This window comes from Paraburkholderia oxyphila NBRC 105797 (genome assembly GCF_000685075.1).
Classification (GTDB): Bacteria; Pseudomonadota; Gammaproteobacteria; order Burkholderiales; family Burkholderiaceae; genus Paraburkholderia; species Paraburkholderia oxyphila.
Genome location: NZ_BAYD01000046.1, coordinates 1 through 14962 on the forward strand (window position 1 = coordinate 1; position 14962 = coordinate 14962).

15 protein-coding genes are annotated in these 14962 nt (G+C 63.9%); 2 read left to right on the forward strand and 13 right to left on the reverse strand.

What is annotated here, in order from left to right:
* Positions 1-227: hypothetical protein (locus tag BO1_RS52765; protein WP_043286498.1), on the reverse strand; the 227-nt coding region annotated here is incomplete at its 3' end.
* Positions 228-515: 288 nt separating this feature from the next.
* On the opposite strand from BO1_RS52765, the gene BO1_RS60285 reads away from it, so the two are divergent.
* On the forward strand, positions 516-665 hold the full coding sequence (locus BO1_RS60285; RefSeq protein WP_167338391.1) for a hypothetical protein: 150 nt from the start codon (positions 516-518) through the stop codon (positions 663-665).
* Here the strand turns inward: BO1_RS60285 and BO1_RS25870 are convergent, their stop codons facing one another.
* Both BO1_RS25870 and hemE read right to left on the reverse strand, forming a co-directional pair.
* Positions 666-2972 (reverse strand): primosomal protein N', encoded by a 2307-nt coding sequence (locus tag BO1_RS25870; protein WP_028220031.1) that lies wholly within the window; start codon positions 2970-2972, stop codon positions 666-668.
* A 425-nt stretch (positions 2973-3397) separates the two neighbouring features.
* Positions 3398-4489 (reverse strand): uroporphyrinogen decarboxylase, encoded by a 1092-nt coding sequence (gene hemE / locus BO1_RS25875; RefSeq protein WP_028220032.1) that lies wholly within the window; start codon positions 4487-4489, stop codon positions 3398-3400.
* A gap of 259 nt (positions 4490-4748) precedes the next feature.
* Here hemE and BO1_RS25880 point away from each other — a divergent pair, with 259 nt between their 5' ends.
* Positions 4749-5588, forward strand: coding sequence for a transporter substrate-binding domain-containing protein (locus tag BO1_RS25880; protein ID WP_043286505.1), 840 nt, complete (start codon positions 4749-4751; stop codon positions 5586-5588).
* A gap of 720 nt (positions 5589-6308) precedes the next feature.
* Here the strand turns inward: BO1_RS25880 and BO1_RS59430 are convergent.
* From BO1_RS59430 to BO1_RS25915, 10 genes are all read right to left on the reverse strand, one after another.
* Positions 6309-6455, reverse strand: coding sequence for a hypothetical protein (locus BO1_RS59430; RefSeq protein WP_156992402.1), 147 nt, complete (start codon positions 6453-6455; stop codon positions 6309-6311).
* Positions 6452-8194, reverse strand: a complete 1743-nt coding sequence (locus BO1_RS25885) for an AMP-binding protein (RefSeq protein WP_028220034.1) — start codon at positions 8192-8194, stop codon at positions 6452-6454. The genes BO1_RS59430 and BO1_RS25885 overlap by 4 nt, the downstream gene beginning before the upstream one ends.
* 179 nt (positions 8195-8373) lie before the next feature.
* Complete coding sequence (locus tag BO1_RS57930; RefSeq protein ID WP_043286507.1) at positions 8374-9006, reverse strand: ISL3 family transposase; 633 nt, start codon at positions 9004-9006, stop codon at positions 8374-8376.
* Complete coding sequence (locus tag BO1_RS60770) at positions 8963-9388, reverse strand: ISL3 family transposase (protein ID WP_043286510.1); 426 nt, start codon at positions 9386-9388, stop codon at positions 8963-8965. Before BO1_RS60770 ends, BO1_RS57930 begins: the two co-directional genes overlap by 44 nt.
* Positions 9389-9433: 45 nt before the next feature.
* Complete coding sequence (locus tag BO1_RS52780) at positions 9434-9652, reverse strand: transposase family protein (protein ID WP_043286513.1); 219 nt, start codon at positions 9650-9652, stop codon at positions 9434-9436.
* Positions 9653-9833: 181 nt separating this feature from the next.
* A complete protein-coding gene (locus BO1_RS25895) occupies positions 9834-10259 on the reverse strand; it encodes a F0F1 ATP synthase subunit epsilon (protein ID WP_028220035.1) in 426 nt (141 codons plus the stop codon).
* 133 nt (positions 10260-10392) lie between these two features.
* A complete protein-coding gene (atpD, locus tag BO1_RS25900) occupies positions 10393-11787 on the reverse strand; it encodes a F0F1 ATP synthase subunit beta (protein WP_028220036.1) in 1395 nt (464 codons plus the stop codon).
* 69 nt (positions 11788-11856) lie between these two features.
* A complete protein-coding gene (gene atpG, locus BO1_RS25905) occupies positions 11857-12732 on the reverse strand; it encodes a F0F1 ATP synthase subunit gamma (RefSeq protein ID WP_028220037.1) in 876 nt (291 codons plus the stop codon).
* Positions 12733-12821: 89 nt separating this feature from the next.
* Complete coding sequence (gene atpA, locus BO1_RS25910; protein ID WP_028220038.1) at positions 12822-14363, reverse strand: F0F1 ATP synthase subunit alpha; 1542 nt, start codon at positions 14361-14363, stop codon at positions 12822-12824.
* A gap of 58 nt (positions 14364-14421) precedes the next feature.
* Positions 14422-14961 carry a F0F1 ATP synthase subunit delta gene (locus BO1_RS25915; RefSeq protein WP_028220039.1) on the reverse strand — a complete coding sequence of 180 codons (540 nt, stop codon included), beginning with the start codon at positions 14959-14961 and terminating at the stop codon, positions 14422-14424.
* Between the last annotated feature and the right edge of the window lies 1 nt (position 14962).

Genomic DNA, 14962 nt, shown 5'->3' on the forward strand with positions numbered 1-14962 from the left:
TGTGACGCCGCTTCGTCGCTCTCGCCGGTTGCGCCCTCGCCGAACTCGGCGGCGCCCACGTGGCCATTCAGTTCGGGGGGCAGCTGGCCGTGCTCGATCTTCTCGAGGTAGGCAAAGATCGCTTGCTTGATGAGCCAGTGCGGGGTGCGCTCGAGGCGCGTGGCGGCCTCTTTGAGCCGCGAGCGAAGCAGGTCGTCGACCTTGACGCCAAGGGTAGTGCTAGCCATGTTTCCTTCGTATGCCGGCTGACCCGCACCGGCGAAAGACCAAAAAGTTCGCGAATCGTACCCCTCTCAATAAAAAGGTGCAACCACTCTGCGGACTTGGTTGCACCACGCGCGGAGCCTTATGGGGCGCGGGTTTGCGGCCAACGCCCGCCGGCATTGGCCGGCGCGTTGCACTCGGTATTTTCCCTGGCCAGCAACAATCAGGTGAACCCTAATCGATTCCGCCGCCGCGCCGTTATACAAACATCAACGGGGGCCGATCAACGAATCTGGCGCGAGGACCAAAAAATGGAAAAGTGGCTGGTGGTAGCGGGTGTCTGGAGCATGTGCGCGCTGTGCGCGGTGTTGTTCATTCGTGGTGCGACCGCGCCCGCCATGCGCAAAGTGCGCGTGACGCAGGACCGGCGTGGCGACGCGCCACACGCGATGAAGCGCTGATCAGATATCGAGCGGATCGACTTCGAGGTTCCAGCGCAGCACGCCCCGCAAGGCGCGCAGCGCCGGTTGCCACGCCCGCAGCGTCGCCTGCAGCGCGGCGCGCGACTGGCTCTCCACGAGCAGTTGCGCGCGATGCACGTTCATGACCTTGACGATCGTGAGCGGCACGGCATCGTAAGCGGTGACGCGCTCAGCGGCCTGGATCGCCGTGAGCGCCTGCGCGGCCTCGGCGAGAAAGGCCAGCGCCGCCTCCAGCGTGCGTCCTTCGGCGCGTAGCAGCGCCTGGTAGACGAACGGCGGCAGATGCGCGTCGCGGCGCTCGGCGATCTGCGAATTCGCAAAGCCCACGTAATCGTGGCGTGCCAGCGCGTGATAGATCGCATGGCGCGGATAGCGCGTCTGCACGATCACCTCGCCGGGCAAGCCCGCGCGCCCCGCTCGGCCGCTCACCTGCATCAGTTGCGCGAAAAGACGCTCGCTGGCCCGGAAATCGTGCGAGAAAAGCGCGTTATCGGCATTGAGCACGCCCACCAGCGAGACGCGCTGGAAGTCGTGCCCCTTGGCGATCATCTGCGTGCCAACGAGGATGTCGACATCGCCGGCATGGACATCGGAGAACAGCGCCTGCGCGCTGCCCTTGCGGCGCGTGCTGTCGGCATCGATGCGCAGCACCCGCGCACCCGGCACCGCGCTCGCGAGCGCCTCCTCGATGCGCTGCGTGCCGCGGCCCATCGGCGCGATATCGACGTTGCCGCAGTCCGGGCAAGAATGCGGGATGCGCGATTCCCAGCCGCAGTGGTGGCAGCGCAGCGCGCGCTCGGGCTTGTGGAGGACCACGTAGGCGCTGCAGCGCGGACAGCCGGCCACCCAGCCGCAGGCGTCGCACGAGAGCACCGGTGCGTAGCCGCGCCGGTTCAGGAACACGAGGCTTTGCTCGCCGCGCTCGAGGCGCGCCTTCATGGCCGCGACGAGCGGGCCTGAGAGGCCCTCGAACGAGGCGCGGCCGCGCCGGCGCTCTTCTTCCAGATCGATCAGCTTGACGGTTGGCAGCACCGCCTCGGCGATGGCCCGGCGCGACAGCGTGAGGCGCGTGTAGCGGCCCTGCTCGGCTTGCCACCAGCTTTCGAGCGACGGCGTGGCCGAGCCCAGCACGACGGGCACGCCAAGCTGCTTGGCGCGCCATATCGCCAGATCGCGCGCCGAATAGCGCAGCCCTTCCTGCTGCTTGTAGGCAGGGTCGTGCTCTTCGTCCACCACCAGCATGGCCAGACGCGGCAGCGAGGCCAGCACGGCGAGGCGCGTGCCCAGCACGATGCGTGCGCGGCCCGTATGCGCGGCAAGCCAATGATGCGCGCGCTCGCCTTCGGCAAGGCCGCTGTGGAGCGTGACGATGGCGTCGTCGGGCAACACACCCGCAAAGCGCGTGCGGAACGCCGCCTCGAACTGCGGCGTGAGGTTGATTTCCGGCACGAGCACGAGCGCCTGAGCATCGGGCTCGCGTTCGAGCAGGCCTGACAGCGCGCGCAGATAGACCTCGGTCTTGCCGCTGCCGGTGACACCGTGCAGCAGGAAGGGCGCGAAACCGCGCGCCTCGAGGATCGCCTCGACGGCGACGGCCTGCTCGGCACTGAGCTGATGCAACGCGGCTGCCGCAACGGCGCCTTCGATGGCGCTGCCGGGGTTTCCAGCGCCTGCGGCGTTGTTTTCGCCTCCGTCCCCGGCGGACGAGTGTCCCGCCTCACCAAACGCCACGCACTCGTACTCGACCCAGCCCGCCTCGCGCCACGATTCGAGCGTGGCCGCCGCTTTCGGGTGCAGTGCACGCGCGTCGGCAAGATCGAGCTCGCCCGCGTCCACCAGGGCCTGCGCAAGCCGCCGCAGTGCCTGGGCGCGCGCGGGCAGCGCATCAGGCAAGGCCTCGCGTCCCGGCGGCAGCAGCCGGTAACGCTCCTCGGGCGCCATCAGACGCGGCCAGCGCGCCGGATCGCGCAGCGCCTGCGGCAGCGCCGGCAGCGCGACTTCACCAAGCCCGCGCTGATAGTAGTCGGCGGCGAAGCCCGCGAGTGCGAGCCATTGCGCCGAAAGCGGCGGACACTCCGCGCACACGGCGCTCACGTCGCGCAGCTTGTTGGCCGGCACGTCACTGTGAGCACTCACTTCGCAGATCAGCCCCACCACCTCGCGACGGCCGAACGGCACGCGCACCAGCATGCCGGGCTGCGGCTGCGGGCCGTCCGGCGGATAGCGGTAGTCGTAGAGGACGGGCAGCGGATGGTCGAGTGCCACGCGCACGAAGCATGGCGTCATGCGCAGCCCCGACGAACACGGCGCTGGCACCGTGCGCTGGCGCACCGACGTCCGAAGTTAAAGTAGAACTTCACTATCCGCGCTAAGTTTTGGATTCCGCAGAACAAACACGCTCCCGGCGCCGCACCTGTGGATAACTTTGTTAAGAACTTGACCACCCCGCGCCGCCGACAAGGTTCCAGGGTCATTATGTGGGACACCGCACAAATCGCCGTGGAGCGCCGAAAGCCTTATCTGTCAAGGGCCTGAATGATTGCTCACAGGCATCGCTACTGCCATGCGGCAATTTTTCCCTCTTGCGCGCCGCAACGAGGTAAGTGTGTATAAGTCAAGTCTTGACAGCGGCGCAACGGCATCTAGATGGGTTCTTGAGCCAGGCTAGACCCTGGTGCCCAGAGCCCAGTTCGCTGCGACGCAACAAAAAATCACGCCGCCGCGGCGCGCAAAGCCCGGCTGTGACGATGCACTTCGTCGACGAGTTCGGCGACGTTTTCAGGCGGCGTGAACTGCGAGATGCCGTGTCCGAGGTTGAACACGTGGCCCGGGTGGGCACCGAAGCTGTCGAGTACCGCGCGCGCCTGCTCGCGGATCGCCGCCGGCGAGGCGAACAGCACCGTCGGGTCCAGGTTGCCCTGGAGCGCTACGCGATCGCCCACGCGCTCGCGCGCGCGGCCAAGGTTGACGGTCCAGTCGAGTCCGACCGCATCGACGCCCGTTTCGGCGATCTCGTCGAGCCACAAGCCGCCGCCCTTCGTGAAGGTGATGACGGGCACGCGCTCGCCATCGTGCTCGCGCTTGAGCTGGGCGACCACGCGCTTGATGTATGCAAGCGAGAAGCGCTGATAGATGCCGTCCGCGAGCGCACCGCCCCAGGTGTCGAAGATCATGACGGCTTGCGCGCCGGCTTCGATCTGCGCATTCAGATACGCAGCCACTGCCTGTGCATTGACCTCGAGAATGCGCTCCATCAAGTCGGGGCGCGCGTAGAGCATCGACTTCACGGTGCGGAAATCGTCCGAGCCGCCGCCCTCGACCATATAGCAGGCGAGCGTCCATGGGCTGCCCGAGAAGCCGATGAGCGGCACGCGCTGGCGCCCTTGCGCGTCGGTCAGCGCGCGGCGGATCTCGCGCACGGCGTCGGTCACATAGCCGAGCGTCGCGCCGATGTCGGGCACCGCGAGCTTCGCGACATCCTCTTCGCTACGCACCGGATGCGCGAACTTCGGCCCTTCGCCCACCTGGAACGAGAGACCGAGACCCATTGCGTCAGGGATCGTGAGAATGTCCGAGAAAAGGATCGCGGCATCGAGCGGATAGCGCTCGAGCGGCTGCAGCGTCACCTCGGTCGCGTAGTCCGGGTTCTTGGCAAGGCCGAGAAAGCTGCCTGCGCGGCTGCGCGTGGCGTTGTACTCCGGCAGATAGCGGCCCGCCTGGCGCATCAGCCAGATCGGCGTGTATTCGGTCGGCTGACGCAGCAACGCGCGCAGGAAGGTGTCGTTCAGAAGAGTGTGGGCCACGGGCGGGAGGCGCTTGACGCGCGAGATTCGAAAGCAGACGGCCATTCTACCGGAGCCGCCGCCGCGGCATGACGCTGATGGCCGGGATAAGCAGCGCACGCCGCACGAGACGCATGCAAATCTCATGGGCATCCGGGCGCCCTTTGCATGCGCGCCAACCAGGTCACTCCATGCTTAACGCGTGCCTGCGCACGGGCTATGATCGGATGCCTTTCCGATCCATTACATCGAAAAATCCATAAGAGAGGAGACACGCCGCATGAACAAGAAGAAGGCCGCCGCCGCATGCTCATTGATTGCCGCGCTTGCTGCTGGTATTGCCGGCATTGCCGTCACGCCTGAGGCATTTGCTCAAAGCCCGGCCACGCCGGGCGTCGCTACGCCGAGCGTCGCCACGCCATCGCGGCTCGATGAAGTGTTGTCGCGCGGCACGCTGCGCGCGTGCACGACGGGCGACTACAAGCCCTACTCGTTCTACAAGCCGGACGGCACGTTCGAAGGCATCGATATCGACATGACCGAGTCGCTCGCAAAGTCGCTGGGCGTGAAGGCCGAGTTCGTCAAGACGACGTGGTCGAACCTGATGAACGACTTCCTCGCGAAATGCGACGTCGCGGTGGGCGGCGTGTCGACCACGCTGGAGCGACAGAAGCGCGCATTCTTCACCGAGCCCTACCAGGTCGACGGCAAGACGCCCATCGTGCGCTGCGACGACGTGAGCAAGTATCAGACGGTCGCGCAGATCGACCAGCCCTCCACGCGCGTGATCGTGAACCCGGGTGGGACGAACGAACGCTTCGCGAAGCAGTTTTTCCCGCACGCGAACCTCACCGTCTATCCGGACAACGTGACGATCTTCAAGCAGATCCTCGCGGGCAAGGCGGACGTGATGGTCACCGACGCATCCGAAACGCTACTGCAGCAAAAGCTCAACCCGGGGCTGTGCTCGGTGCACCCCGACAAGCCGTTCCAGTATGGCGAGAAGGCGTGGATGGTGCCGCGCGGCGACGTGGTGTTCCAGCAGTACGTCGATCAGTGGCTGCACCTCGCGCGCGCGAGCGGCGAGTATCAGGCGATCTCGGACAAATGGCTCAAGTAATGTGACCGTGCATTAGCGGGCGCCGGGACCCACCCGGCGCGACATCATTCGCTAGTTTGTATGAGGAGTTGCAACCGCACGTTGCAGTGCGGTATGCGCCATCCTTGCATTTCACGCACGGATTCAATCAGGAATCCATGCTGCATGTGCGCATGCGATTTGCGTTTTTACGCGGGGCATTTCCTGCAATGCCCATATGGCGGGACTCTTTTCATGCACGAAGAATGACGCACCGAATTCACGTCTTCGCATCGTCTGACAGCAATAAAAAATGCAGGTAAAAATGACTTTCGAAAAACGCTCAGGACGGCAAAAAATCCCGCAGAGCCTTATCTGACGGGCGTTACAACCTGAAACACTTTGTTACCGCCAAGGTTCATTAATTCGCCCACAATGCCTTCAACGGTTTCAACACGGATGTGGCTCGGTGCAAGTGTGAGCGGACACGATACACCAGCCGGTCGGCGTCATGCCGAAGCCCTTTCCGGGGGCATCCTTGCTGGAGCCGTAACCGGCGTTTTGCACGTACGAAGACCCGGCTCCTCATTTGGTCTCCTCGCGCTAACCCCGTAGCGTGTGGTTTTTAGCGGGCTCCAGGCCCGCTTTTTTTTCGCCTATTCCCCGTGTTCAGCGCTTTTTTCCAGCCGTTGTTGTGCTGGCAAGAATAATCGCGCGCACAAACCTCCACCGCCGGTATTCGTATTCAGGCCGCTTTCCGGGTTAACCCGCCACTGCCAATTCGCGGCTATTCCCATTGCCGCTCAGTTCATTCGGCATGCAAAGCATCTGGCGTTTGATCCGCTTGAGTTGTTTCGCCGCGCCGGCACATTGGCGCCGCGGCGAAACATCAGGATCAAGCGCACTCAAGCCGTCTTCTGCTCGCTGATTTTCAGTTCGTCGATCATGCGCGAGCGCATTACGAACTTTTGCACCTTGCCCGTTACCGTCATCGGCATTTCGTCGACGAAGCGGATGTACTTCGGGATCTTGTAGTGTGCGATTTGCCCCTGGCAGAACGCCTGAATCTCCTCGGGCGTGGCCGCCTCGCCGGGACGCAGCACGATCCACGCGCACACCTCTTCGCCGTACTTTGCATCGGGCACGCCGAACACCTGCACCGACTGCACCTTGGGATGGCGGAACAGGAACTCCTCGATCTCGCGCGGGTAGATGTTCTCGCCGCCGCGGATCAGCATGTCCTTCAGGCGCCCGACGATATTGCAGTAGCCCTCGGCGTCGATCGTCGCGAGGTCGCCCGTGTGCATCCAGCCATCGACGATCGATTCGGCTGTCTTCGCCTCGTCGCCCCAGTAGCCGCGCATCACCGAGTAGCCCTTCGTGCAGAGCTCGCCCGTCTCGCCGACCGGCACGATGTTACCGAGCGCGTCGACGATCTTCACCTCGAGGTGCGGCTGGATGCGCCCCACCGTGGTCGTGCGCTTGTCGAGCGGGTCGGTTGTCGAGCTCTGGAACGATACCGGGCTCGTCTCCGTCATGCCGTAGGCGATCGTGATCTCCGCGAGATGCATCTTCGAGACCACGCGCTTCATCGTTTCGATCGGGCAAGGCGAGCCCGCCATGATGCCCGTGCGCAGGCGCGACAGATCGAAGCGCGCGAAGTCGGGATGATCGAGCTCGGCGATGAACATCGTCGGCACCCCGTGCAGCGCGGTGCAGCGCTCTTCGGACACCGCTTCGAGCGTCGCGCGCGGATCGAAGGCCTCACCCGGAAACACCATGGCCGCGCCCACGGAGACGCACGCGAGCACCGCAAGCACCATGCCGAAACAGTGATAGAGCGGCACCGGAATGCAGAGCGAATCTTCTTCGGTCAGCCGCATCGCCATGGCGATGAAGCGGCCGTTGTTGAGCACGTTGCGGTGCGTGAGCGTGGCGCCCTTCGGGTTGCCCGTGGTGCCGCTCGTGAACTGGATGTTGATGGGATCGTCGGCGACGAGCGTCGCGTCGATCGCGTCGAGCTCGGCCGTGCCGTCGCGCTCGAGCCGCTCGCGGCCCCGCTCGATCAGCTCGCCGAAGTTCAGCATGCCAGGCGTCTCGGCGTCGCACATGCGGATCACCGCGCGCAGCTCGGGCAGCTTCGCCGCGTGCAGTTCGCCCGGCGTCGCGTTCGCGAGCTCGGGCGCTAGCGCCTGCAGCATCTCGAGGTACTTCGAGGTCTTGAAGCTTTCCGCCGCGACGATCGCCTTGCAGCCCACCTTGTTCAGCGCGTACTCGAGCTCGGCGAGCCGGTAGGCGGGATTGATGTTGACCAGCACCGCGCCGATGCGCGCCGTGGCGAACTGCGTGAGCAGCCACTCGAAGCGATTGGGCGACCAGATGCCGACCCGGTCGCCCGGCGCAACGCCGAGCGAGAGGAAGCCGGCTGCGACCACGTCCACTTCCTCGGCAAACTCGCGCCAGGTCCAGCGGATGTCCTGTTCGCGAAACACCACCGCAGGACGCTCAGGAAAGCGCTGCGCGGTCTCCCGCAGGAAAGTGCCGATGGTGGCGTCGGAAAGCGGCGTATCGGTCGCTCCACGCACGTAGGAAAGCCCGTCTTTCGGCGCGATGAGCGCTTCGCGCGCACCTGCTGCGTCGATGGCCATGATGGCTGTCTCCCCGGGAGTCTCACTCCCGATTGAAATGGATTTGAAAACCATTGTGCCACTGTGCGCGCGGCCAGCAGCATCAAGTTTTACCCGCAGCGCATGAGCTGCGGCCGACGCCTGCGACCGTGTCGTCGCCAGGCACGAAGGCATGATTTCGCATTACCTTTCCGTAAACGTCAAGTGATTTTCTCGTGTCGGCGCTGAGGGGCGAATCGCCGGGCTTCTTCGCTCGGCGAACCCGCAAAAAAAAAAGTCCTCCGCGCATTACCGGGATAGGCGGCCTTGATCTTCAGGAAGAAGTAGGCGCCGCGGTAGCCGTAGGCCATGCGCTTGATGACCTTGATGCGGTTGTTGATGCCTTCGAGCTGGCCGGTGTGCATCGGCCAGCGTACGCGGGCGAGGATGCCGCGCCAGTAGGGAGCGAGGTTGCGGGCGAAGCGCGCCAACGCTTCGATGCCACTGTCGCGCGCTTGCGCCCGCCAGGCCCGCCAGGCGCGACGCCATTGCCACGTATGCATGGGCTGCCAGAGCTCTTTGAGGCTGGTTTTCAGCACGTAGACTGTCATGAGGACCTGATTGGCAGCCAGCAACTCGTCAAGCTTGATGCGCTGATCGCTTTGCAGATTGTCGGGATTGCACAGCAGCAGCCAACGGGCACGCTTGACCACGCGCCGCAGCGGGCGCTCCTGTCTGAGCTGGTTCGCTTCGTCCACGCGCACGCGGTCAATCACCTCCCGGCCGTATTTGGCCACCACATGGAACAGGTCATAGACGACGCGCGCATCCGGGCAATGGGCCTGCACCTCCATCGAACGCGGTCTTCATGTCCATCGCGACTGCCTCGATGCGAGCGCAGCGCGCCTTGCCCAGCCATTCGAAGAAGGGGCGAACGGCCTCACGGCTACGACCTTCGCCAATCCACAGCACGCGCCGCGTGTCGGCATCCAGCACTGCGCTCGCGTAGCGATGGCCCCTGTACAAGGCAAACTCGCCCATCACCAGACGACGGGGCTCGGGCTGAGGCAAGGCGTCCAGCCTGGCTTGCAGGCGGCGCGTATCGATGCGCCGCACCGTCTCCCAATGCAGCCCGGACAGCTCGCAGACGTGGGCAATCGGCAGCGTCTCGCACCAGCGGCCGACAAACTCCGCCAGGCGCCGGGTGATCCGCGCGTGGCGCTCCAGCCAGCTCACGCGCTCCGTGCGCGGCCCGCATGTGGTGCACCGTACCCGCCGCAATCACACGCGCAGCCACACCGCGTCGCCCAGCATCGGCAGGTCGCGGATCGTGCGCCAGCTCCGCTCGTGCACGCGCTCGCCACTGGAGCCACAGCCGGAGCACCGCGCCGGGTGTGCGTCGTGAGGGATCAGGGTAATGTGTGTTGCGCCGGGTTCGCGCTGGAATTGAGTGACGTTGAAGCTTTCCCGGAACGGGAGTTCAAACTTATGATCGGCCATGAAAGCGGTGGTGATCGGGAGAAGCTGATTGGTCGCACAACCAGTCTATCCCTTCTGTCACCGCTTTCCTTTTGGACTCGCCTTCCCGCGAATCCGTGAAGAACCAAAAAAAAAGCCCCCCACATCGGGGAGCCCTTTTCAGTACGATTGGCACGCACCCGAGGGGCGCGCCATCGCGAGATCAATGCTGGTTCATCTTGCGCAGGCGCGCGATTGCCGCGAGCTGCGCGACCGCGTAGGCGAGCTCCGCCTGCGCCGTTGCGTATTCGAGATTCGAGCCGGCATTCTGCACCGCCTCTTCGGCGCGCTTGCGCGCCTCCGCGGCCTTCGCCTCGTCGAGATCCTCGCCTCGGATCGCGGTGTCGGCAAGCACCGTCACGCCGCCCGGTTGCACTTCGAGAATGCCGCCGGCGACGAACACGAACTCCTCCCCGCCGTTTTCGGCGACGATGCGCACGGCACCCGGACGAATCTGCGTAATCAGCGGCGTGTGACCCGGCAGGATGCCGAGCTCGCCCGCCTCGCCCGGAAGCGCGACGAACTTCGCCCGGCCCTCGAAGATACTCTCTTCGGCGCTGACGACGTCTACCTTGATGGTTGCTGCCATATGTGTCGACTCCTGTCGATCGGAGTTAGCGCTTCAGCGCTAACTCCGATCTCATGCACGGCTGGTTGAGTGGTTGCGTGGGCGTGGCGCCTCACGAACGAAGCGCAACACCTTTTCTTCAACAACTCAACCTTTACTGGATCTTCTTGGCCTTTTCGAAGGCTTCGTCGATCGTGCCGACCATGTAGAACGCCTGCTCCGGCAGGTGATCGCACTCGCCGTCGACGATCATCTTGAAGCCACGGATGGTTTCCTTCAGCGGCACGTACTTGCCCGGCGAGCCCGTGAAGACTTCCGCGACGTGGAACGGCTGCGAGAGGAAACGCTGGATCTTCCGTGCGCGGGCGACCGACAGCTTGTCTTCCGGCGACAGTTCGTCCATGCCCAGAATCGCGATGATGTCGCGCAGCTCCTTGTAGCGCTGGAGCGTCTGCTGCACGCGGCGCGTGATCGAGTAGTGCTCTTCGCCGATCACGTTCGGGTCGATCTGGCGCGAAGTCGAGTCGAGCGGGTCGACTGCCGGATAGATACCCAGCGAGGCGATGTCACGCGACAGCACGACGGTTGCGTCCAGGTGGCCGAAGGTCGTAGCCGGCGACGGGTCGGTCAAGTCGTCCGCAGGGACGTACACGGCCTGAACCGAGGTAATCGAGCCCTTCTTCGTGGACGTGATGCGCTCTTGCAGCTTGCCCATTTCTTCCGCCAGCGTTGGCTGATAGCCCACTGCCGAAGGCATACGGCCGAGCAGTGCCGACACTTCGGTACCGGCCAGCGTGAAACGATAGATGTTATCGACGAAAAACAGAACGTCGAGGCCTTCGTCACGGAAGTACTCGGCCATCGTGAGACCCGTCAGCGCGACGCGCAGACGGTTGCCCGGCGGCTCGTTCATCTGGCCGTACACCAGCGCGACCTTGTCCAGAACGTTCGAGTCCTTCATTTCGTGGTAGAAGTCGTTGCCCTCACGGGTACGCTCGCCCACGCCCGCGAACACGGAGAAACCGCCGTGCTCCTTCGCGATGTTGTTGATGAGCTCCATCATGTTGACGGTCTTGCCCACGCCTGCACCGCCGAACAGACCGACCTTGCCGCCCTTTGCGAACGGGCAGATCAGGTCGATAACCTTGATGCCGGTTTCGAGCAGTTCGGCCGACGGCGAGAGCTCGTCGAACGCCGGAGCCTTCTGGTGGATCGCGCGCTTGTTTTCGCTGACGATCGGACCGGCTTCGTCGATCGGACGGCCCAGCACGTCCATGATGCGGCCGAGCGTCGGCTTGCCGACCGGCACGCTGATGGGTTCGCCCGTGTTCTTGACCACGGTGCCGCGGCGCAGGCCGTCCGACGCACCCAGACAGATGGTGCGCACGACGCCGTCGCCGAGTTGCTGCTGCACTTCGAGGGTCAGTTCCGTGCCTTCGAGAATCAGTGCGTCGTAAATCTTCGGCATGTGCTCACGCGGGAACTCCACGTCGATCACGGCGCCGATGCACTGTACGATCTTGCCTTCTGACAAAGCAGTTGTACTCATCGATTTTCCTTTCAATACCTGAATCTTTACTCGCGCAAAGGCGCACTCTCGAGCCGGGTTCCCGTCCGCTTACACGGCGGCGGCGCCGCCGACGATCTCCGACAATTCCTTCGTGATCGCGGCCTGACGGCTCTTGTTGTACGACAGCTGCAGCTCGCTGATCACCGTCTTCGCGTTGTCCGACGCGGCCTTCATCGCGACCATGCGCGCTGACTGCTCCGACGCCATATTTTCCGCGACAGCCTGGTACACGAGCGCTTCGATGTAACGCAACAGCAGCGCGTCAACGACCACCTGCGGATCCGGCTCGTAGATGTAATCCCACGACATGGATGGCGTCTTCGCGTCGTCGGCTAAGTCCTCCGACGAGAGCGGCAGCAGCTGCTCGATCACCGCTTCTTGCTTCATCGTGTTGACGAAGCGCGTGTACGCGAGATAGACAGCCGACAACTTGCCCTCCGAATACAGGTCGAGCTGGGCCTTTACGGCACCGATCAACTTCTCGAGGTGCGGCGTGTCACCGAGCGACACGACCTGCGAAACCACCTTCGCGCCGAAACGAGTCAGGAATCCGAGACCCTTGCTACCGACCGCAGTGGCTTCGACCTTGATGCCCTTGTCGTCCAGTTCCTTGAACTTTTGCAACGCCGCGCGCATCACGTTGGTGTTCATACCGCCGCACAGACCCTTGTCGGTCGTGACGAGGATGATGCCAGCGGTCTTGGCGCCTTCGTTCAACGTCATGAACGGATGGCGGTACTCCAGGTTCGCACGGCTCATGTGCGCAGCGATAGCACGGACCTTGTCGGCATACGGGCGAGCCGCGCGCATGCGTTCCTGGGCGCGGCGCATCTTCGACGCTGCGACCATCTCCATCGCCTTGGTGATCTTGCGCGTGTTCTGCACGCTCTTGATCTTGCCGCGAATTTCCTTCATTCCAGCCATAGCTTGCTCCTTGATCGAAGCGATGCGCGGGTACGGCTACTGCCCGCGCCGCTTCAATGTCCGTTTATCGTGGTTGATTCCCGGACGGATCAGTATGCGCCGGACTTCTTGAAGTCCTTGATCGCCGCGTGCAGCGCGTTCTCGTCGTCCTTCGACAGATCCTTCGTGTCCTCGATGCGCTTCACGAGGTCAGCGTGCTTCGACTTCAAGTATTCGCGCAGGCCCTTCTCGAACGCCAGGACGTCCTTGACTTCGAGGTCGTCGAGGTAGCCGTTGTTCGCCGAGAACAGCGCGACAGCCAGCTCCCACACTTGCAGCGGCTGGTACTGCGGCTGTTTGAGCAGTTCGGTCACGCGGCGGCCGCGCTCGAGCTGCTTGCGGGTCGCTTCGTCGAGGTCCGAGGCGAACTGCGCAAACGCTGCGAGTTCGCGGTACTGCGCGAGGTCGGTACGGATACCACCCGACAGCTTCTTGATGATCTTGGTCTGCGCCGCGCCACCCACACGCGACACCGACACGCCGGCGTTAATAGCCGGACGGATACCCGCATTGAAGAGGTCGGTTTCCAGGAAGATCTGGCCGTCGGTAATCGAGATCACGTTCGTCGGAACGAACGCGGTCACGTCGCCGGCTTGCGTTTCAATGACCGGCAGTGCGGTGAGCGAACCCGTCTTGCCCTTCACTTCGCCGTTCGTGAACTTCTCGACGTAGTCGGCCGAGACGCGCGCGGCGCGCTCGAGCAGACGCGAGTGCAGATAGAACACGTCGCCTGGGTACGCTTCACGGCCCGGCGGACGGCGCAGCAGCAGCGAGATCTGACGGTATGCCCAGGCTTGCTTGGTCAAGTCGTCATAGATGATCAGGGCGTCTTGACCGCGGTCGCGGAAGTATTCGCCCATCGTGCAGCCGGCGTACGGCGCGAGGTACTGCAGCGCAGCCGATTCCGAAGCCGAGGCGGCGACGACGATGGTGTACTCCATCGCGCCCGTCTCTTCGAGCTTGCGCACCACGTTCTGGATCGACGACGCCTTCTGGCCGATCGCAACGTAGATACAGAAGAGGTTCTTGCCCTTCTGGTTGATGATCGCGTCAACGGCCACAGCGGTCTTGCCGCACTGACGGTCGCCGATGATCAGCTCGCGCTGGCCACGGCCGATCGGCACCATCGAGTCAATCGACTTCAGACCGGTTTGCACCGGCTGCGACACGCCTTCGCGCCAGATCACGCCCGGGGCGATCTTTTCGATCGCGTCGGTCAGCTTGGCGTTGATCGGGCCCTTGCCGTCGATCGGGTTGCCGAGCGGGTCGACCACGCGGCCGATCAGTTCCGGACCCACCGGCACTTCGAGAATGCGGCCCGTCGTCTTGACGATGTCGCCTTCCGAGATGTGCTCGTACTCACCGAGAATCACGGCGCCGACCGAGTCGCGCTCGAGGTTCAGCGCGAGGCCGAAGGTGTTGCCCGGGAATTCGAGCATTTCGCCCTGCATCACGTCCGACAGGCCGTGAATGCGCACGATGCCGTCGGTCACGGAGATCACGGTGCCCTGGTTGCGAACGTCCGCGCTCGCTTCAAGGCCCTGGATCCGGCTCTTGATCAGCTCGCTGATCTCAGAGGGATTGAGTTGCATTATTCGCTCCTGATGTTCAATTCTGTTGCGTGCCAGCCGCCATGCGCAATCAATGCGCTCAGGCGGTCAGTGCCGCCTGCATGCTGGCGAGCCGCGCGCGGACCGAGCTATCGAGCACTTCATCGCCGACTGTGATGCGCACGCCGCCGATGAGCGACTTGTCGACTTCGACCGTAGGCTTCAGCTTGCGCTTGAACTTCTGTTCGAGGCTGGCGACGAGGTCGTTCAGCTGCGCACCTTCGATCGGAAACGCGCTGACGATCAGCGCGTCGGCTGCGCCGTCTTTCGCGTTCTTCAGCGTTTCGAACTGCGCGTGGATTGCCGGCAGCAGTTCCAGTCGATGGTTCAAGACCAGCATCTGCACGAGGTTCTTGGCCTCGGCGCTCTCCTTGAGCGGCGATTTCACCGCCGACAGGAGCAGGTCCACGACCTGGGCGTGGCTCACCTTCGGGCTCGATGCAAGCGACAGCACGTCCGGCAAGGCCGCAACCTGCGCCAGCTCCGCGACGAGCGAGGACCAGCCAGCGACGTCACCCGTTTCGGCCACGGCGAACAGGGCTTCTGCGTACGGGCGGGCGATGGTTGCAAGTTCGGCCATG